This window comes from Alishewanella sp. WH16-1 (genome assembly GCF_001441695.1).
Lineage (GTDB): Bacteria > Pseudomonadota > Gammaproteobacteria > Enterobacterales > Alteromonadaceae > Alishewanella > Alishewanella agri.
In genome coordinates, this window is sequence record NZ_LCWL01000060.1 from 1 (window position 1) to 18287 (window position 18287).

At 51.9% G+C, this 18287-nt stretch carries 20 protein-coding genes; 8 read left to right on the top strand and 12 right to left on the bottom strand.

The annotated features are described in order from the left end of the window. Positions 1-47: 47 nt before the first annotated feature. The 3 genes from AAY72_RS05590 to queC all read right to left on the bottom strand — a co-directional run bounded on the left by AAY72_RS05590 (position 48) and on the right by queC (position 2469). Entirely contained in the window at positions 48-458 is a 411-nt protein-coding gene (locus AAY72_RS05590; protein ID WP_057785934.1) for a hypothetical protein, read from the bottom strand. Beyond that, entirely contained in the window at positions 458-1702 is a 1245-nt protein-coding gene (locus AAY72_RS05595; protein WP_057785937.1) for a dicarboxylate/amino acid:cation symporter, read from the bottom strand. Before AAY72_RS05595 ends, AAY72_RS05590 begins: the two co-directional genes overlap by 1 nt. A gap of 110 nt (positions 1703-1812) precedes the next feature. Beyond that, a complete protein-coding gene (gene queC / locus AAY72_RS05600) occupies positions 1813-2469 on the bottom strand; it encodes a 7-cyano-7-deazaguanine synthase QueC (RefSeq protein ID WP_008983405.1) in 657 nt (218 codons plus the stop codon). A 105-nt stretch (positions 2470-2574) separates the two neighbouring features. Here queC and queE point away from each other — a divergent pair, with 105 nt between their 5' ends. Further along, positions 2575-3240, top strand: coding sequence for a 7-carboxy-7-deazaguanine synthase QueE (gene queE, locus AAY72_RS05605; protein WP_057785939.1), 666 nt, complete (start codon positions 2575-2577; stop codon positions 3238-3240). A 39-nt stretch (positions 3241-3279) separates the two neighbouring features. On the opposite strand, the gene AAY72_RS05610 is transcribed toward queE, so the two are convergent. From AAY72_RS05610 to AAY72_RS05630, 5 genes are all read right to left on the bottom strand, one after another. Next, a complete protein-coding gene (locus tag AAY72_RS05610; protein ID WP_008983407.1) occupies positions 3280-3858 on the bottom strand; it encodes an LON peptidase substrate-binding domain-containing protein in 579 nt (192 codons plus the stop codon). Positions 3859-3932: 74 nt separating this feature from the next. Further along, a complete protein-coding gene (locus AAY72_RS05615; RefSeq protein ID WP_057785941.1) occupies positions 3933-4379 on the bottom strand; it encodes a DUF2069 domain-containing protein in 447 nt (148 codons plus the stop codon). Then, on the bottom strand, positions 4379-4963 hold the full coding sequence (gene wrbA / locus AAY72_RS05620; RefSeq protein WP_008983409.1) for an NAD(P)H:quinone oxidoreductase: 585 nt from the start codon (positions 4961-4963) through the stop codon (positions 4379-4381). The genes AAY72_RS05615 and wrbA overlap by 1 nt, the downstream gene beginning before the upstream one ends. Further along, entirely contained in the window at positions 4960-5310 is a 351-nt protein-coding gene (gene arsC / locus AAY72_RS05625) for an arsenate reductase (glutaredoxin) (RefSeq protein WP_231728904.1), read from the bottom strand. Before arsC ends, wrbA begins: the two co-directional genes overlap by 4 nt. Positions 5311-5317: 7 nt before the next feature. Then, a complete protein-coding gene (locus AAY72_RS05630; RefSeq protein WP_231728905.1) occupies positions 5318-6745 on the bottom strand; it encodes a M48 family metalloprotease in 1428 nt (475 codons plus the stop codon). A 261-nt stretch (positions 6746-7006) separates the two neighbouring features. Between AAY72_RS05630 and AAY72_RS05635 the strand changes: the two genes are divergently transcribed. Further along, positions 7007-8080, top strand: coding sequence for an AI-2E family transporter (locus AAY72_RS05635; protein WP_008983412.1), 1074 nt, complete (start codon positions 7007-7009; stop codon positions 8078-8080). Positions 8081-8131: 51 nt separating this feature from the next. Here AAY72_RS05635 and AAY72_RS05640 read toward each other — a convergent pair whose 3' ends face one another. From AAY72_RS05640 to AAY72_RS05655, 4 genes are all read right to left on the bottom strand, one after another. Next, entirely contained in the window at positions 8132-10147 is a 2016-nt protein-coding gene (locus AAY72_RS05640) for a TonB-dependent receptor domain-containing protein (RefSeq protein WP_057785943.1), read from the bottom strand. Next, on the bottom strand, positions 10147-11265 hold the full coding sequence (locus AAY72_RS05645) for a PQQ-dependent sugar dehydrogenase (RefSeq protein WP_008983414.1): 1119 nt from the start codon (positions 11263-11265) through the stop codon (positions 10147-10149). The genes AAY72_RS05640 and AAY72_RS05645 overlap by 1 nt, the downstream gene beginning before the upstream one ends. Positions 11266-11391: 126 nt before the next feature. Beyond that, on the bottom strand, positions 11392-11859 hold the full coding sequence (gene bcp / locus AAY72_RS05650) for a thioredoxin-dependent thiol peroxidase (protein ID WP_057785945.1): 468 nt from the start codon (positions 11857-11859) through the stop codon (positions 11392-11394). A 9-nt stretch (positions 11860-11868) separates the two neighbouring features. Next, a complete protein-coding gene (locus AAY72_RS05655) occupies positions 11869-12390 on the bottom strand; it encodes a glycine cleavage system protein R (RefSeq protein ID WP_008983436.1) in 522 nt (173 codons plus the stop codon). Positions 12391-12572: 182 nt separating this feature from the next. On the opposite strand from AAY72_RS05655, the gene dapA reads away from it, so the two are divergent. The 6 genes from dapA to pheS all read left to right on the top strand — a co-directional run bounded on the left by dapA (position 12573) and on the right by pheS (position 18277). Next, the gene (gene dapA, locus AAY72_RS05660) at positions 12573-13448 is read left to right on the top strand and encodes a 4-hydroxy-tetrahydrodipicolinate synthase (protein WP_057785947.1); all 876 of its coding nucleotides are present in this window, start codon (positions 12573-12575) and stop codon (positions 13446-13448) included. Between the two features lie 17 nt (positions 13449-13465). Beyond that, positions 13466-14524: an outer membrane protein assembly factor BamC gene (gene bamC, locus AAY72_RS05665; protein WP_008983438.1), complete on the top strand. Its 1059-nt coding sequence runs from the start codon at positions 13466-13468 to the stop codon at positions 14522-14524. An 85-nt stretch (positions 14525-14609) separates the two neighbouring features. Continuing rightward, positions 14610-15326, top strand: a complete 717-nt coding sequence (purC, locus tag AAY72_RS05670; protein ID WP_008951994.1) for a phosphoribosylaminoimidazolesuccinocarboxamide synthase — start codon at positions 14610-14612, stop codon at positions 15324-15326. Between the two features lie 86 nt (positions 15327-15412). Further along, the gene (locus AAY72_RS05675; RefSeq protein ID WP_057785949.1) at positions 15413-16477 is read left to right on the top strand and encodes a DUF2066 domain-containing protein; all 1065 of its coding nucleotides are present in this window, start codon (positions 15413-15415) and stop codon (positions 16475-16477) included. Next, the gene (gene hda / locus AAY72_RS05680) at positions 16478-17179 is read left to right on the top strand and encodes a DnaA regulatory inactivator Hda (protein ID WP_008951996.1); all 702 of its coding nucleotides are present in this window, start codon (positions 16478-16480) and stop codon (positions 17177-17179) included. 117 nt (positions 17180-17296) lie between these two features. Next, a complete protein-coding gene (gene pheS, locus AAY72_RS05685) occupies positions 17297-18277 on the top strand; it encodes a phenylalanine--tRNA ligase subunit alpha (RefSeq protein ID WP_008951997.1) in 981 nt (326 codons plus the stop codon). Positions 18278-18287 lie beyond the last annotated feature (10 nt).

Here is an 18287-nt window from a genome sequence, read left to right on the forward strand (position 1 = left end):
ACTTGTGATCAAGAGACAGACTTGTTCGCGGGGCTTTTTTGTTGCGGTTAATCCGGCAAGGTTGCGTGTAGTTCACCCTGCAGGCAAAGGCGTTGACCAATGCCGACCATAGAGACCTGTTCGCACCAAAGGTGCAGTGGCTGCGGATGGTCAGCCAATTTTAACAATAATTGGTAGGCGCCCAACCTTGCCACAACCTCCCCGCAAACTCTGACCAGTGGCATACCGTTCACCAGCGGTTGCAAGGCTGGGCTAAGTTGTTCGGCATCGGTAAACGTGGCTTGCCACAGCGATAAGTTAAGCTGCTGATAGTCAGTCGTTTGCTCCAGCCTATCAAGTTCTGCTTCGTCGGCATCAATAATCAGAGTCTGTAAGCCGGCATAACTGCACTCTGCCAGCTCTGCGCCGGCATGAAACGGCAGTCGGCTCAGCCGTTTTAGTTTGACGCTGATTTGCATTAACGGCTCGCCATGCCAGTAGCTTGTTCAGCCTGTTCCGGCTCTTCCAGTAAGCCTTCCTGCTTTGCTACCACGCGGGCGACCATTAAATCACCTGAGACGTTGGTTGCCGTGCGCATCATATCGATAATGCGATCGACCGCAGCAATAAAGGCAATACCTTCCAGCGGCAAGCCAACCACACTCAGGGTGACGGTCAGCATCACCATGGCGGTGCCGGGTACGCCTGCTGTACCCAGTGATGCCAGGGTAGCGGTACCGGCAATGAGCAGATAATCCATAGTATCGAGCGGTATGCCGTAAATATGGGCAATAAAGATTGCCGCAATGGCAGGGAAGATGCCACCACAGCCATCCATATTAATGGTGGCACCCAGCGGCAACACAAAGCTGGCATAATTTTTCGATACCTTCAGCTCTTCGGTGGCAACCTTAAAGCTCACTGGCAGCGTACCGTAACTGCTGGCGCTACTGTAAGCGACCAGCTGGGCGGGCAGTATGGCTTTAAAGAATTGACGCCATGACATAGCGCCAAAGACTTTTACCATACCGCCATAGACGATAGCGATATGCAGCAGGCAGGCAAGATAAATCGCGCCAATAAACTTCGCCAGCGGCAACAAGGTTGCCAGACCAAAGCTGCCGACGGCCCAGGCCATCAGGCCAAAGACACCGAACGGAGTCAGTTGCAGCACCATGCGGGTGATGGCGTACATAATCTCCGCACCGGCGTTAACCAGTTTTTTCATCGGTTCCGCTTTTTCACCGACCTGATTAATGGCGATACCCACCAGTACCGCAAACACAATAATTTGTAATACCTTAGCTTCAGCCAGAGCGGCAACCGGATTGGTTGGGATCAGGCCGGTCAGTACATCAGCGACCGGTGGAATATCACGCTGTCGCACTTCAGTGGTGGTCAGTTGTAAAGCGTCGCCCCAGGGGACCAAACTACCAATGGTCAGGCCAATCAGACTGGCAATAAAGGCGGTAAGCAAGAATAAGGCAACGGTTTTAAAAGCCAAACGCTGCATTTTGCTGCTATCAGCAAGCGACGTAATGCTGTTAATCAGTGCAAAAAAGACTAACGGCACGACCAGCATCCGGATGGCATTAATAAAGAGTGTGCCCAGAGGTTTAAACGCACTGGCGTCCTGGCCGAGCAGCACACCGGTGAATACACCCAGGAGCAGGGCGCCCAGCACCCGCTGCCAGAAAGGAATGGCAAACCAGAACTTCAACATCGTTACCTCAATTAACAGTCAGTTAGCGGCTTTACAGCGGCAGCATCGCAGGGCGCTCAGTATAAAATGAAAAACGGCCACAACAAGGCCGTTTTGTCATAAGTTATAAGCTATTCGTAGCTAAGTGGATCAACGGCCTGATTTAAGGCGAAGGCTTCCAGCCGCTCCTGACAAGAGCCACACTTGCCGCAGGCCTTTTCTCGACCGTTGTAGCAGGTCCAGGTTTTGCTGTAATCCAGCCCCATCGCCAGACCATCTCTTAAAATTTCAATTTTGGTCTGCGCCAGATAAGGGCTGACAATATCCACCGGCTCATAGTTGGCGATCTGGCAGACATCATTCATCTTCTGCACAAACTCCGGCCGGCAGTCAGGGTAAATAAAGTGATCGCCGCTATGCGCACCATAATACACCGCCCGGGCACCAATAGAGTCGGCATAACCTACCGCTAGCGCCAGTAATATCATATTACGGTTGGGTACTACCGTTGATTTCATGTTATCGGCCGCGTAGTGGCCTTCTGGTACCTCAATATCGCTGGTTAGCGATGAGCCACTTAACAACTGATTGATAGCAGAGATATCAACAATTTTGTGCTTAACACCCAGTTCAGCACAGACCTGTTCAGCGCATTTCAGTTCTTTAACATGGCGCTGGCCATAGTTAAACGACAGCGCATAGACGTCGTGACCATCCCGTAGTGCCTTATGCAATACCGTGTAGGAATCCATACCACCGGAATAAATCACCACAACTTTTTGCGTCATTGGCTGCTCTCTCTTGTATAATGCCGGAAAATCGGGCCGCGTAGTATAGCGCAACACGTCCCGGCATGCATTAGCCGCTTGTAAGTGAGTAAAGGATCCCTAAGCTTGTATCAGGTAAACGAAGTATTTCAGACCATTCAGGGGGAAGGCCGGTATACCGGTACCCCAGCGATTTTTGTGCGGTTACAAGGCTGCCCGGTTGGCTGCAGCTGGTGTGATACCAAACATACCTGGACACTTGATCCTGAGCTGGCGATTACTCCGGACCAATTGCTGGCCAAGCGCGGCGACAGTCCGAGTTGGACCGGGATAACGCCTGCTGCGCTTCTGGCGCTGTTTCGACAACAGGGTTATCAGGCCCGGCATGTGGTGATCACCGGCGGTGAGCCTTGTATGTTTGACTTAACGTCACTATGCCAGACCTTGCACGCGGCGGGTTACAGCACACAAATTGAAACCAGCGGCACTTTTGAAATCAAGGCGCCGCCTGATACCTGGGTAACGGTATCGCCAAAACTGAATATGCCGGGGGGCTATCCGGTGCTGCCCAGTGCGCTTAAGCGGGCTGATGAAATCAAACATCCGGTGGCGATGCAAAAGCATGTCGACGAGTTGGTGGCATTGTTAGATCTGCATCAACTTAACGATAAGCTGGTGTATTTGCAGCCTATCAGCCAGCAAAAGCGGGCGACAGAGCTTGCCATTGCCAGTTGTATCAAGCACAACTGGCGGCTAAGTGTGCAGGTTCACAAATACTTGGGTATTGAATAACTTCGGAATGTTCTGATAGCCAACCCGGTGGTTGATCACTCAGGCGTTATGCGACAACCAGCCTTGCAGTTCTCGCAGGCAGTGTTCCGGGCTTTGCTGAGCCAGGTCCTGTTTTAACGCCGGCTGCATCGGTAGCAACTCCAGCCAGCGACCAGCCAGCCAGGCGGCATCATTAAGTTGTGGCTGCGGATAGAGTGCAGACAGTTGCGGATATTCAGCCAGTAAATCAGAGAAGGCTTGAGCCAACTGCGATTGCTCGCGAGAGAGCGAGCAAGTAGGCCAGTCAGACTGCGGTTGTACCTCGGCGACATGCAATTTATCGTCTTCCTGCCAACGCCGCACAATCCGTTGCCGGGCGACGCCTTTAATGGTAATACCCAGCAAACCGTCGGGCAGGGTTTCGAAGTCCTCTACCTCCACCTTACAGACCAGCGGCAGGATCCGGTCCGGATGCTGCTGACTGACAAAAGGGTTCAGACTTGCCATTGCAAAGGCTCTTTTGCCACTGACCGCCTCTTTTACCAAACGGACATAGCGTGGTTCAAATACCCGTAATTTCATTCTGCCTTGTGGTAACAGAAAACTGCTTAATGGGAACAGCGCCAATTGTTCGTTCATCTTACTACACTACCTGGAAAACACCTTTGATATTACGAGGCGCTAAACTAAGCAGATTGGCCAGATGAAAAAAATTAACTGCGCCGAACCGGGTCGTCTTTCAGTTTGGGTATTTTAAGCCCAAGTTCTTTGCCGCGGTTACGGGCATAGTAGGTACAACCATAAAACATCAGGCTCGCCAGCAGCAATTCCAGCACCGAAAACCAAAAATAGCTGCCACTGCTAACCCACAGATTAGTGAGGCTATGTAAAAAATACAGCATAACAATAAAGTTGGCCCAGGCGAAGGTATAGGCATGGCCTTTGATAATTCCCCACATCGGTAACCATAGGGGTAACCAGAGCAGCAACAGGGTACTCACCACACTGGGTTTAAGCGCCTGGTCCTCACCATAGCTAACCGGTGCCAGCCAGAGTTGCCATAATGGAATCAATAACCACAGGCCCCAGTAGCCGAGACGTCCAAGTAATAAAAAACGCCGGGTATCGGCGGCCATTGGGATACTATTTGCAGATTGCATTAGTCACTGAACCCCTGTTGTTTTAAACTGGCACTTAACAAGGCCAGACGTTTTCCGAATGCCAGCGCCAGCCGCTGCTCGTCGACACTGAGCTGATTATCCTGTTGCAGACCACTGACATGGCTGGGGCCATAGGGGGTGCCACCACTTTGGGTTTTATGTAGCTCCGGTTCACTATAAGGGACACCCATCAGTACCATACCATGATGTAGTAAGGGCAGCATCATACTCAATAGATTGGCCTCATTACCGCCATGTAAGCTGCCCGACGAGGTAAAAACCCCGGCGGCTTTGTTAATCAGCTCACCTTTTAGCCAGCAGGCCGTCGTGCTATCCCAGAAGGCTTTGGCTTCGGCGGCCATATTACCAAAACGCACCGGACTGCCAAACGCCAAACCATCACAAGCCGTCAGCTCTGCTTGCGTGACCGGTGGATGGCGGGTGGTTTCGCGGTCATTAAAACCGGGAATGCTGCGCAGCCAGGCCTCGGCACCGGCTTGTTGCACGCCATGGGCAATTTTCTCCGCTAAGGCGGCGACCGAGCCATGGCGGGAATAATACAACACCAGTACTCGGGCCGTCATGGTAACAACGCCTGTAATTGCTCCAGTGGCCGGCCAATGGCGGCTTTGTCACCCACCATCAGTACCGGACGTTCCATTAAGCGCGGGTGCGCGACCATAGCCGCAATCAGTTCAGTCTCGCTTAAACGTGGATTATCCAGACCAAGTGTCTGATAGTCTTCCTCTTTGGTCCGTAGTAGCGAACGTGCAGGCAGCTGCAGTTTCGCCAGCAAACTCTGCAGTTCTGTGGCATTAAGCGGCGTTTTTAAATATTCAACGATAGTAAAGTCATGGCCGCTTTGTTGCAGCCAAGCCAGGGCATCACGACTTTTTGAACAACGTGGGTTGTGGAACAGGGTAATCATCATCTCTCACTTACATCCGTTGCAACCGGTCAAATTCGGCTTGCAGTTGGCGTTTTTTGGCTTCTAAGCGCCGGTTTTCCAGCCTAGCTTCGGCTGGCAGATGATTCAAGGCTTCGTTGAGATCATCAATGGCTTTCGGGTAGTTGGCTAATTGGTAGAATAAATCTGCCCGGGTTTCATAATAGCGGGCAAACTCTTCCTTTTGCTTGTAGGCATCGGCGAGCAAATCCAGCGCCAGGATATTATCATCTTTGTAATACAACAGATTGCGTAGCAGGTGAATGGCCAGTTGATGGCTGCCGGCTTTGAGTGCAACGTTGGCGTAGTTAAGCGTAACCACCTGATTATTCGGACGTAACAGATATTCTTGTTGCAACAGGTCCAGTGCTTGTTGGTATTGCTGCTGGCCAATCATCACATCAGTCAGTACATCCAGATAGTACAGATTATGTGGGTCTTGCTCCAGCAGAGGTTCAATTTGAGCGCGTGCTGCTGCGTAATCTTTGTTATCGAGCAAGGCGACCGCCAGACCATAGCGATTGGCGCGGGTATTACCACCAGGCTCGGCCAATTTACGTTGGAAAATCGTCAACGCATCTTTGGTATCATGGTGATAGCGGGCGAGAACTCTCGCTTTGCTTAGCGTAAAATCCATGCTATCCGGCACGAAACGGGTTGGAAACTGTTGCGCTCTTAGCCGGGTATCACTGACCCGAGCCTGAGACAGCGGGTGGGTTTGCAGGAACGCCAATTGCTGGTTAACAAAGCGCGATTGCTCGCTCAATTTAGTAAAAAACTGTGGTACAGCATTAGGATCAAAGCCGGCTTCCGCCAGAATGGTCATGCCGATACGATCTGCTTCCTGTTCGTTACTGCGGGTAAAGTTAATTGCACTTTGCTGCGCCGCGCCTTGTGACGCCATCATCGCTGCCATCCCGGCTTCCGGATTCACCGTAGCCAGTACAATAGCACCGAGTAAGCTGGCGATAGTCAGCGGCGCGCGCTGGTTCTGTGCTTCGACAAAACGGGCGATATGGCGCTGGGTGACGTGCGCAATTTCGTGTGCCATCACCGAAGCAAATTCACTTTCGCTGTCAGCTACTGCCAGCGTGCCGGTATGCGAGGCAATATTACCGCCGAGCGTGGCGAAGGCATTAATCTGGCGGTTATTGACCCAATAAAACTTAAACGGGAATTTGACGTCATTGGCACGCGCCACCAGGCGGTTACCCAAAGCATTAATGTACTCATCGAGCAGGGGGTCATAGATCATCGGCAACTGACCACGGGTTTGCCGCATCATCACATCGCCCAGCTGTTTTTCTTTTTCCGGCGTTAGTGTTGAAAAGGCATTACCACCAATATCCGGCAGTTTATTCAGTGCCTGCGCCGGACTGCTCTGCAGCAGCATCAGCAGGATACTGGTAGCGAATGTCAATTTAACTGCTTGGCGTATCATAACAACGGACCTATTCTGCGGTACTAGCGGATTTTCACAAGCTTTGGCTGTTATCCGGTAACGAAGTTCAGTTTAGTGGCGCCAATAGTCGCCAGCTGCTGAATTTTTCTACGTTATCCAACTCATTGCCGGATCTGAGGCTAATTTAGCACAACCCGGCAGTTAAGCGACAGAGGCTTACTTAGCGAGCAGCCTTGTTGTTATACTGAGTCGGACTAACGATAACAACGTGGAGTAGGCATGCTTGATTGGTTAAGAAAGTGGTACACCAATAAATTCTCAGATCCGCAGGTTGTGACATTGTTCCTGATGTTAGTGTTAGGTTTTCTGGCGCTATATTGGCTCAGTGGCATGCTGGCGCCGGTGCTGGTGGCTATTGCTTTTGCTTACTTACTGGAGTGGCCGGTGGCCCGCTTGTGCCGGATTGGTGTAAGCCGCACTCTGAGCACGGCGTTGGTGGTGCTGGCATTTATGGGCTTGTTAACGCTGATCTTAATGTGGGTAATGCCACTCGCCTGGTATCAGGGCCGGACTTTATTGCGCGATCTGCCACAGATGATCGAAATTGGTCGCACCTACTTACTGCAATTGCCGGAACTCTTGCCTGGCATGGTCAGCGACGAGCAAATCTTGTTATTGATGCACTCAGTAGAAGAGCGGGTGATGGCCTTTGGCCGGCAAATGTTATCTACATCGCTGGCCTCGATTGTCAGCCTGGTGGCTTTACTGGTTTATCTGGTACTGGTGCCGGTGATGGTGTTTTTTATGTTGAAAGACAAAACCCAGTTGAGTGCAGGCTTTGTGCAGTTTTTGCCAGAGGAACGTAAACTTATTTCACAAGTCTGGCATGAAATGAACATTCAGATCATGAATTATATCCGCGGTAAAATGTTGGAAATATTAATCGTCGGTGGTGTCAGTTATCTGGTGTTTACGCTGTTTGGCTTAAACTATGCGCTATTATTGGGGATTCTGGTTGGGCTATCGGTATTAATTCCCTACATCGGTGCAGCCGTTGTGACCTTGCCTGTGGCGCTGGTCGGGTTATTTCAGTGGGGGTTTAGCGCGGAGTTTGGCTATCTGATGTTGGCCTATGGCATTATCCAGGCGCTGGATGGCAATGTGTTAGTGCCGCTGTTGTTCTCCGAAGTCGTCGATTTAAACCCGGTTTATATTATTATTGCTGTGCTGTTCTTTGGTGGCTTGTTTGGTTTCTGGGGCGTGTTTTTTGCGATACCGTTGGCGTCGCTGGTAAAGGCGACGATCAAGGCCTGGTCGACCCGGATGCATCCGGCAGAACCAGAAAATGCGTGAAGCGCAATAGGTTGTGTCGCCAAGCGCCGACACAACCACTTTTCCAGGGCGTTACCATAAGTAATCAATGCTCATACCGGCACTCAGTTGCCGGCCTGGTGCCGGTTCAAAGGCGCGGCCATTACTTTGATTGACAACGACAGCACCGACGTTCGCTCTGTCAGTCAGATTTTGTAATTCCAACCAATACCGTAGTTGCCAGTGGCCCAGTTGCTGCCTTGCGTAGGCGCTGAGATCAAACCTGACCGCGGACGGTGCAAACTGACTGTTCTGATCATCAATGGCAATGCGGCTACGATAATGGCTGCGCCATGCTAAATGCACCGGCAAACTGGCGAACGGTTGCCAATCGAGCTGCCAAAGGGCATCCCATTTTGCTACGCCTGGTAGTCGATTACCGGCCAGTTCAGCATCGACAAAGGCCGCGTCCAGCCAGCTTAAGCTGAGTTGCTGTGATAGCTGCGCTGTTATTTGTTGCTGCCACTGCGCTTCGCCCCCCTGCCGAGAGGTCGCCCCGGCATTACGATAGCTGGTGCGGCCGTTATCTGAACTGGCGACCAGTAGCTCGTCACTGCTGCGGATGCTGAACAGGCTGATACTGCCACGCGCTGCGCCGGCAGCATATTTTAACCCGGTTTCCCACTGCCGGTTTTCACTGGCGTTTAATGCCAGATTCAAACCACTGCCACTCGGCTGGTAAGCCAGTTCGGCCAGAGTAGGAGCCTCAAAGCCCAGACCCGTGCTAACAAACCAGGCCCAATTCGCACTTAGCCGATAGTTTAGTCCCAGGGCGGCGGCATGCTGATAGTAAGTCTTAGTGCCACTATCATCCGGATTGGCGCCGCTGATAAAGCGATCACGGATCTGATATTCCAGTTCGGTATAGCGCAGGCCGCCGTCAATACTCAGCGCGCTGTTGGCTTGATAGCTGACGCGCCAAAACAGGTCACGATTCTCAGCCAGATTGGTCTCATCGCGGCGTAGCTCGCCGCGCTGACCAAAATTGTTCACAAAGCCCTGGCGTTCGTCATCGCTGCTGACCCAGGCAAATCCCAGGGTAGTGCTCAGATCCGGACGCAAGCGCCACTGCTGTTGACCATTGATGCCCTGATATTGCCGGTCGAGCTGAATGTCGCCGCCAGCCGAGGTTATCGCTGCACCGGTAAACGCCAGCCGTTGCTGCACCTCACGTTGACCTTGCCAGACCGCTAATTGCCATGGGGTGTTGCCTTCATCCTGCAATTGCACGCTGAGCTGGCGTTGACGTGTCTGTTTCGTGGTATCAAATAAGGCAGCCTGACTGACGGTTTGCTCCGGATCCTGTCGCCACTGTTCGGGTGTCAGACTTAATGGATCCTGTAACAGGGGATCATAAGCCCAATCCAGACGCAAGCGTAAGCTCAGCTCGTTGCCGAGTTGATATTGCCACAGGCTTTGCAATTGTTGTTTGCGTGCCGCTGATTGCGGCCGGAAGCCGTCGGTTTCAAAATGCTTGGCGCTGAGACTAAATTGTTGCCGTTCTCCCTGCTGCTGCACGGAAAACTGGCTTTGCTGATGTTGTTGGCTCAGGGCATAGCTTGCGCCCAGCGCGGACGGGCGGTCGTAAGCGGTTTTCAAGGCAATCACACCACCAGCGCCATTGCCATAGAGCACCGCCAACGGGCCGCGTAATACTTCGATCTCGCCAATATTATCCAGCAAAATACTCGAGAGTTGGCCCTGACCATCCGGCGAGGAAATCGGAATGCCGTCCTGTGTCAGATAAATGCCGCGTACACCAAAAGCACTGCGACTACCAAAGCCTCTGATACTAAGACGGGTATCCTGAGCAAAGTTGGCCCGGCTATCAACCTGCAGTCCGGGGATACCCTGTAATAATTGACCGCTATCGATCAGTAAGCCGGCAGCAGGGATTGATCTGACCTCAATGCTGGCTGCGGCATCCAACCAGCTCTGTTGTTGTTGATTGGCAGTAATGACGATCACTTCCGGTGTTTGCGCCAGCGTTACAGACGATACCGCCAGCATAACGCTGGCGGTAACAGGTTTTAACGACCGAGCAGACATCAATTGCTTGCTGCCCGTAAGCGTAACAACTGCCCGTCAGCCTGGTCGGTTAACAGATAGACGGCACCATCCGGTCCCTGACGCACGTCACGGATCCGCTGGCCGATCATAATCCGCTCTTCATGGCTGACTTTTTCGCCATCCAGCTCTAACCGCACTAACTGACCGAAGCGTAAAGAACCCACCAGCAGATTGTTTTGCCAACCCGGGATCGCATCGTCGAGGTAGAAGGTCATGCCACTGGGTGCAATGGACGGCACCCAGTAGTGCAGCGGCTGTTCCATACCCTCTTTAGCGGTTTGACCAATTTTGCCACCGCCATATTCTTCACCATAGGTGATGGTAGGCCAACCGTAATTGCGGGTAGCGCGGGTGATATTAATTTCATCACCGCCCTGAGGCCCATGCTCATGCGTCCAGAGCTCTTTGCTAACCGGATGCAGCGCCGCACCTTGAATATTACGATGGCCATAGGACCAGATATCGTCCAGTACCTTGTCATCTTTTACATAAGGATTGTCTGCCGGCACACTACCGTCCAGGTTTAAACGTACGACTTTACCGTGGTGGTTATCGAAAGTTTGCGCGTCCTGACGGCGTTGGCCACGGTCGCCCAGCGTAACAAACAGATGACGATCGTCTGTTATCACCAGCCGGCCACCAAAGTGGTGACGACTTTGAAATTTCGGCGCCGCGCTGAAAATCACCGTGACATCCGTCAGCGTATTGTCGCGCAGCGTAGCCCGGGCCACAGCGGTGCTGCTGCCGCCAGCGGCTGGCTCGTTATAGCTGATAAAAATTTGTTGGTTTTGCGCAAAGTCCGGATGTAATAACACATCCAGTAAACCGCCCTGGCCGGCAACTTCAACTGCCGGCAAACCGGTTAACGGCTCACTGAGGCTGCCATCCTGATTGATATAGCGAATGCGTCCCGGACGTTCCGTCACCAGCATGCGGCCGTCAGGTAAAAATGCCAGGCCCCACGGATGCTCTAAGCCAGACGCAACTTTATCCAGCGTTAATTTGGCTTTTTCAGTATTGATATCCTGGGCGCTGGCACTGCTTAACGCCAGTGATAGCGTAGCGGCGAGTAACGAGAATGAGAGAGATTTTTTCATATTCAGCTCCTGTGACTGAAGGCTCAGTGCAGCTGTGCGCTGCGACCTTAATTGGCGTTTCGATGGTAGCAATCCGGCAGGCGTTCGCCAGTATTTTCAGGTAAAATGCCTGCCGAATCAGCTGAATCAGCTCTGTAAATAGTCCAGAACGACCTGATGATGGTTGCTGGTTTTGAAGTTATCAAACACTTTGGCAATTCGACCATCGGATTCGATTAAAAAGCTAATGCGGTGTAAGCCATCATATTCTTTACCCATAAATTTTTTACGGCCCCAAACGCCGAAGGCTTCCGCTACCTGATGGTCTTCATCGGATAACAGCGTAAAATTGAGTTGATCACGCTCGGCAAATTTGGCCAGCCGGGCCGGTGCATCGGTACTAATGCCCACGACCTGCACGCCGGCGTCTGCCAGCGTTTTCTGACTATCACGTAGCGCACAGGCTTGCACAGTACAACCTGGCGTCATCGCTTTCGGATAAAAGTACGCTAAAACCCGGCCTTGCTTGAGTAAGCTCGAGAGTTGTACCGGTTGTTGCTGTTGGTCTAATAGTGTGAAGTCGGGGGCCTGTTGGCCGGCGGTCAGGGTTTGCATAAGGGATCCTTATTGTTGGGCCTGAAAGTGTCCGCTCAGGCCAAGTTGTTGCATTAGAACAGCCAGTTCGTGTGCGATAATTGCAGCGTCAACGCCTTCAGGGAGTTCTAACGTCATCTGCGTATGCATCATTACACAATCAGGCTCAGCATGGGTTTCCGACTGCAAAGAGCCGATATAAATATTATGTGCTGCCAGCAGGCCGGTAATCGCACCTAGTGTGCCGACCCGGTCCGGGCCGCTGTAGTCCAATACGTAATGTGCAACCACCTGTGTACGTGGCCGCCCCGTTGTACGTTTACTCATGGTGGTTAGATCAAGTTCCAGCCCTAAGGCTGGCAATAAATGCTCGATGCGGCTAATGGCGGCCAGATCGCCAGCCAATAGCATAATAAAGGTGAACTCATTGCCAAAAATGGCCATACGGCTATCAATAATATTGCAATTACACTCGGTAACCAGCCGGGCCAGCTTACTAACAATACCGGTTCTATCCGGCCCGATAGCAGTCACTACCAGTTGTTGGGGCATAATAATCCTTGTGCTTAAAGCGAATAACAACGGGATAAAGCAGCGAGGGCGCAGTTTAACATACCGATTATTAATGTCACCTGCGGCACGGTTTAGGCTGCAGGACGAATGCATTCTTGTGTTTACTGGCCGCTATCTTTAACATAGGCGGCCATTTCATAAGATTGCGGAGCCGAAGTAAGATGTTCAGAGGTAGTTTCGTGGCCCTTATTACCCCAATGACCGAGCAGGGGCAGGTAGATGTAGCCAGTTTAAGTAAACTGGTGGACTTTCACCTGAAACAAGGCAGCGATGGTCTGGTCATTATGGGCACTACCGGTGAAGCGGCGACGCTAAGCCTTGCCGAACAACATGCGGTTTTGCAACAGGTTTGCCAGCAGGTTAACGGTCAAATACCGGTGCTTGCCGGTAATGGCGCCATGGCGACCAGTGACGCTATCGAGAAAACGCGTTATTTCGCAGATTTGCCAATTGATGGCTATTTAACGGTAACGCCGTTTTATAACAAACCCACGCAAAAAGGTATGCTGGCGCATTTTCAGGCGGTTGCCGCCGCAACAGATAAACCGGTGCTGTTATACAACGTGCCGGGGCGTACCGGGGTAGACTTATTACCGGAAACGGTAGCTGAGCTGGCAAAAGTGCCAAATATTGTCGGTATTAAAGAGGCCACCGGATCTTTGACGCGCCTGACTGCTTTACAACAACTATGCCCAGCCAATTTTTTACTGCTAAGTGGTGACGATGCCAGTTTTGCTGATTTTATGCTGGCTGGCGGCCATGGCGTGATTTCTGTCACGGCGAACGTAGCTCCGGCAACGATGGCGGCGATTTGTCAGGCTGCCGGTGCTGGTGATGTTGAGCGGGTTAAAACGCTGGATAGCCGTTTGCAGGCTTTGCATCGTGACTTATTTATCGAATCCAACCCCATTCCAACTAAATGGGCATTAAAACATATGGGGTTAATACAGTCGGATTTTCTGCGCTTACCGCTTACCCGGCTGGAACCAATTAATCAAAGTGCAATCGAACAGGCATTACAACAAGCCGGTATATAAGAGCAGGAGTAGTTTAGGTGCAAAAGTGGGCTAAAGGATGTGTCGCGATCAGCGTGCTGTTAAGTGGCTGTGCGGTATTTGAAAAAGACGCGACGGAAGACCGCCGTGCTGAGCAGATAAACTTAAAGATCCCGGCTGGTTTGGCGGTACCTAATCAACCGTCAGCTTATGATATTCCGCAGGTACAAACCTCGGGCGCGACTCAGGTTGATAAAAAGTCACCCACTTTAATCCTGGCTACGGCAACCAGCAGCAGGCTGGATGAGGAAGAGAAGCAAGCCCGGGTTTGGTTTGAACGTAATGATTATACCGGCGAATTACTGCCTTTCGTGCAGAATCAGCTACAGGCGTTTTTTGCCAGTCAGGAGATCGGTTTGACACAAACTGACGAGCAAGGCCTGGTGTATCAGACTGACTGGATTAAGCGTTCAAAAAGTTCTGGTTTTTGGTTGTGGAAAGAAGAACAGGCTGTCGATCAGCTGCGCTATCAGATAGAGCTGGCGCCAAGGCCACACGGCCGGGCACTGAGTGCAACCGTAACCTTACTAGAGCATCAGTTTTTCGATGCGGGTACGGCACTAAACGCCCAGGAAGCGAAAGCAGCAGAGGTGAATTTACTGAACCGGTTGATCAACCAGGTAGCGATTACTGAAGTACAAATCGCCAGAGAATTACGTCAGCAAGTTGCTGCAGTGTCGCTGGAGCCGGGGCTGGATAATGCAGGTAACCCGGCATTGTTATCAACACAGCCGATAGACGTAACCTGGTCGCAATTGGAAGTGCTGTTCGGTGAATTAAACCTGACCGTGACAGATTTTGATCGCTCAGTGTTTACCTATTTTGTCAGTTATACCCGTCCTGAGCGCAGTATCTGGCGTGCGGTGACTTTCCGCGATGCGCCTTTAGGTCTGCCATTAGACAACGGTGACTATCAGTTAGTATTGTCGAGAACAGCGAATAATGGCACCGCAATCAGCTGGTTGAACAAAAATGGCGAACCCTTATCGCCGGCTCAGGTTACTGCCTTGTTAGATCCGGTGGTCGCGGCAATTCGGGCCTCAGGTGCCGAGTTGTAAGATCGGAGAAAAAGTCATTTGCGAACAGGCCAAAGCCCATTATACTTTGCGCCTGATTTTCAGTGCCCGCCGTCCGGAGTAAAAAATGGTTCAAAAGACAACAGAGCTGTACCGTGGAAAAGCCAAGACTGTGTATCACACCACAGATGAGAATCTGCTGGTATTACACTTTCGCAACGATACCTCAGCCTTTGATGGTGAGCGTATTGAGCAGCTCGATCGCAAAGGCATGATCAACAATAAGTTTAACTTCTTTATCATGCAAAAGCTGGAGCAGGCCGGGATCCCGACGCAAGCCGAGCAGTTACTGAGTGACGATGAAGTACTGGTAAAAAAATTAACAATGATTCCGGTAGAGTGCGTGATCCGCAATTATGCTGCCGGCTCTCTGGTGCGTCGTCTGGGTGTCAGCGAAGGACAGCAGTTAACGCCACCGACTTTTGAGCTGTTTTTAAAGAACGACGCGCTGCACGACCCTATGGTCAATGAGTCACTGGCGGTGTCCTTCGGCTGGGCCACGGCGGAACAACTTGCAGAAATGAAGCGTCTGACCTACAAAGCTAACGAAGTATTATCTGCGCTGTTTGATGCGGCCGGTATGCTGCTGGTTGACTTTAAACTGGAATTTGGATTGTTTAACGGCCAAATCGTGCTGGGTGATGAGTTCTCGCCGGACGGTTGCCGGCTGTGGGATAAAGCAACCCGCAAAAAACTGGATAAAGATCGCTTCCGCCAGGGCCTTGGCGGCGTAGTTGAAGCCTACGAGGAAGTGGCGCAACGCTTAGGCGTGAATCTCGGGTAATACCGTCAGAATAAAGCCACCGTCAGGTGGCTTTATTTTAGCTAGTCGGTAACACCGTTGCTGAAGTAAAAAAAACAGGAGTGTGCATGGTGCAGAAAATTTGGTGTGTGCTGTTAAGCAGTTGGTTGCTGTTCAGCAGCGCTGTAATGGCTAAGCCTGAGCTGTATCAGGCTGAAGTGAGTGCCGAGCAAACTCAGCAACAATGGCAACGGGAAGCACTGACGCAGATCCTGGTACGGGTCACTGGTAACCCGGATATTATGCAGCGTGCCGAGCTGCGGACCGAATTAAGCAATGCCAGCAGCTATGTTAAGCAATTTGAAGCCGTAAGAGGCGAAGCCGGCAACAGGGTGCGGGTCCTGTTGGATGCCGAGCGGATCCGTACTTTGCTGCAGCAACTTCAGATCCCGATCTGGGGCGGTCAGCGGCCGGAAATGTTGTTCTGGATTGTTGAGCAAACCGGCAGCGAGCGCCGCTTTGTACGGCAGAGTGATGACCCCTGGCTGCAAGCCCTGACCCAGGTGATGGCTGAGCAGGCGCTACCTTTAACCCTGCCGCTTTATGATATCGATGACTTATTAAACCTAACCGAAAATGACGTCTGGGGCGGCTTCTGGGAGCCGATTTTACTGGCCAGCAGTCGTTATCGGGTCAATGAAGTGGTGCTGTTATTACTGGAGCAGAGCAGCGATACTGAGTGGCGCCTGACAGCGATCCGTCAGCAGGCCGGCCAGCAACAGCGCGATGAGCTAACCGGCACCGATCAACAGAGCTTACTGCGTGACTATGCCGCCTTGCTCAGTCAGCAGTTGGCGCGGCAATATGCCATTTTATTGGATCCGGCGGCCGAGCAGCAGGTGCGGATCCAGGTGCAGGGGACCAGCAGTTTGCGGGATGTGGTACTGCTGGAACGGACCTTGGCTGCAACCCTGGGCATTAAGCAGGTAAAACTGCTCAGTCAGGGCCAGCAACAAACCGAGCTGCAGTTGACGATTCAGGTATCACCAGCGCAATTACTGCAACTGCTTAACTTTGAACCCAGCCTGCAGCTGTTAACTGACAATAGTGCACCGCCAGCTTTTGACTGGGCTAATCCGGCGCCGCTGGTTACAGATGCGCCCCTGGCCGTTTATCAGCTAACTCGTCCCTGAATGCAGCCATTGCAGTTTACGCTGGCGGTGACGCTGCCAGAGGATGAAACCCTGGATAGCTTTTATGCGGCGGCAGAGAGCCCGGCGGTCAATTTTTTAAAGCATTACCTGCGCCAACCCGCTGGCCAGGCACCGGTCTATCTGTTCGGTGCCAGTGGCAGCGGCAAATCGCATTTGCTGTATGCCGCTTGTGTGCAGGCGCAGGAGCAGGGCCTTACCAGTCAGTTACTGACCTTGGAGAATATGGCAGAGCTTAGCCCGCGGTTGCTGGATAATCTGGAGCAGCTGGATTTGGTTTGCCTGGATAATATTCAGGCCATTGCCGGTGAGCTGCACTGGCAGGTCGCGATCTTTGATCTCTACAACCGCCTGGTGGAACAAGGCAAAGCCCTGATCATTGTCGGTAATCAGGCACCACAACAGCTGGGGATTACCCTGCCGGATCTGGTGTCGCGCTTACATGCCTGCACTAGCTTTCAGCTGCGGTTATTAAGTGATGACGATAAACAGAAACTGCTGCAACAAAAGGCCCGCTTGCGCGGTATTGAGTTGCCGGATGAAGCGGCGCGTTATCTGCTGAATCATCATGATCGGGATATCCGCTCATTGGTCAGTATCCTGGATCGGCTGGATAAAGCTTCCATCGTGCATCAGCGTAAACTGACCATCCCCTTTATCCGCGAAACCCTGCAAGCCGGTTAAACGCGTTTTACTGAAAAAGTCCAAAAAAATCCTTAACGTGCACTGCGTGCCGGCCGCTTTTTATTGTATGATTAGCGGCTTTGAAATTGATCAATCCTGGTGACACTGAGGATAACCATGAACCTGTCAGCGATATTACAAGAAGCGCTGGCCGCAGTAGCTGCGGCTAACGATATTCCGGCTCTGGAAGAGGTTCGCGTAACCTTTATGGGCAAAAAAGGCAGCATTACTGAGCTGCTGAAATCTTTAGGCGCGATGGATCCGGAAGCGCGTAAGCTGGCCGGCCAGCATATTAACGAGTTAAAGCAGCAGGTTCAGGACGCGCTGAACGAAAAGCGTGATGCGCTGCAGCAAGCCCAATTACTGGCCAAGCTGGCACAGGAAAAAATTGATGTTACCCTGCCAGGCCGTACTCTGGAGCAAGGTGGTCTGCATCCGGTCAGCCGCACTATAGCGCGGATCGAAAGCTTTTTCGCTGAGCTGGGTTTTGAAACCAAGCAGGGCCCGGAAATTGAAGACGATTTCCACAACTTTGATGCGCTGAATATTCCGGAGCATCACCCGGCTCGGGCCGATCACGATACCTTTTATTTTAATCCGAAGCTGATGTTGCGCACCCAGACTTCGGGTGTGCAGATCCGTACTATGGAGCAGCAACAGCCACCACTGCGGATTATTTCACCCGGCCGCGTGTATCGTAACGATTACGACATGACTCACACCCCGATGTTCCACCAGGTGGAAGGTTTGATGGTGGATAAAAATGTCAGCTTTACCGAGCTCAAAGGTATCCTGCATGACTTTTTACATAACTTCTTCGAAGAAGACTTAAAAATCCGTTTCCGGCCGTCGTTCTTCCCCTTTACTGAGCCATCCGCCGAAGTGGATGTGATGGGTAAGAATGGTAAATGGCTGGAGGTATTGGGCTGCGGTATGGTGCACCCGAATGTGTTGCGTTCGGTTGGTATCGACCCTGAAGTGTATAGCGGTTTTGCCTTTGGTATGGGCGTAGAGCGGCTGACGATGTTGCGCTACGGTGTGACCGATCTGCGCGCCTTCTTCGAAAATGATGTTCGTTTCTTAAAGCAGTTCAGATAAGCGGAGTAGC

Bases quoted from the DNA above. Each gene is read 5' to 3' on its own strand.
- AAY72_RS05590 (WP_057785934.1), bottom strand. From the start codon at position 458: ATGCAAATCAGCGTCAAACTAAAACGGCTGAGCCGACTGCCGTTTCAT.
- AAY72_RS05595 (WP_057785937.1), bottom strand. From the start codon at position 1,702: ATGTTGAAGTTCTGGTTTGCCATTCCTTTCTGGCAGCGGGTGCTGGGC.
- queC (WP_008983405.1), bottom strand. From the start codon at position 2,469: ATGACGCAAAAAGTTGTGGTGATTTATTCCGGTGGTATGGATTCCTAC.
- AAY72_RS05610 (WP_008983407.1), bottom strand. From the start codon at position 3,858: ATGAACGAACAATTGGCGCTGTTCCCATTAAGCAGTTTTCTGTTACCA.
- AAY72_RS05615 (WP_057785941.1), bottom strand. From the start codon at position 4,379: ATGCAATCTGCAAATAGTATCCCAATGGCCGCCGATACCCGGCGTTTT.
- wrbA (WP_008983409.1), bottom strand. From the start codon at position 4,963: ATGACGGCCCGAGTACTGGTGTTGTATTATTCCCGCCATGGCTCGGTC.
- arsC (WP_231728904.1), bottom strand. From the start codon at position 5,310: ATGATGATTACCCTGTTCCACAACCCACGTTGTTCAAAAAGTCGTGAT.
- AAY72_RS05635 (WP_008983412.1), top strand. From the start codon at position 7,007: ATGCTTGATTGGTTAAGAAAGTGGTACACCAATAAATTCTCAGATCCG.
- AAY72_RS05640 (WP_057785943.1), bottom strand. From the start codon at position 10,147: ATGTCTGCTCGGTCGTTAAAACCTGTTACCGCCAGCGTTATGCTGGCG.
- AAY72_RS05645 (WP_008983414.1), bottom strand. From the start codon at position 11,265: ATGAAAAAATCTCTCTCATTCTCGTTACTCGCCGCTACGCTATCACTG.
- bcp (WP_057785945.1), bottom strand. From the start codon at position 11,859: ATGCAAACCCTGACCGCCGGCCAACAGGCCCCCGACTTCACACTATTA.
- AAY72_RS05655 (WP_008983436.1), bottom strand. From the start codon at position 12,390: ATGCCCCAACAACTGGTAGTGACTGCTATCGGGCCGGATAGAACCGGT.
- dapA (WP_057785947.1), top strand. From the start codon at position 12,573: ATGTTCAGAGGTAGTTTCGTGGCCCTTATTACCCCAATGACCGAGCAG.
- purC (WP_008951994.1), top strand. From the start codon at position 14,610: ATGGTTCAAAAGACAACAGAGCTGTACCGTGGAAAAGCCAAGACTGTG.
- AAY72_RS05675 (WP_057785949.1), top strand. From the start codon at position 15,413: ATGGTGCAGAAAATTTGGTGTGTGCTGTTAAGCAGTTGGTTGCTGTTC.
- hda (WP_008951996.1), top strand. From the start codon at position 16,478: ATGCAGCCATTGCAGTTTACGCTGGCGGTGACGCTGCCAGAGGATGAA.
- pheS (WP_008951997.1), top strand. From the start codon at position 17,297: ATGAACCTGTCAGCGATATTACAAGAAGCGCTGGCCGCAGTAGCTGCG.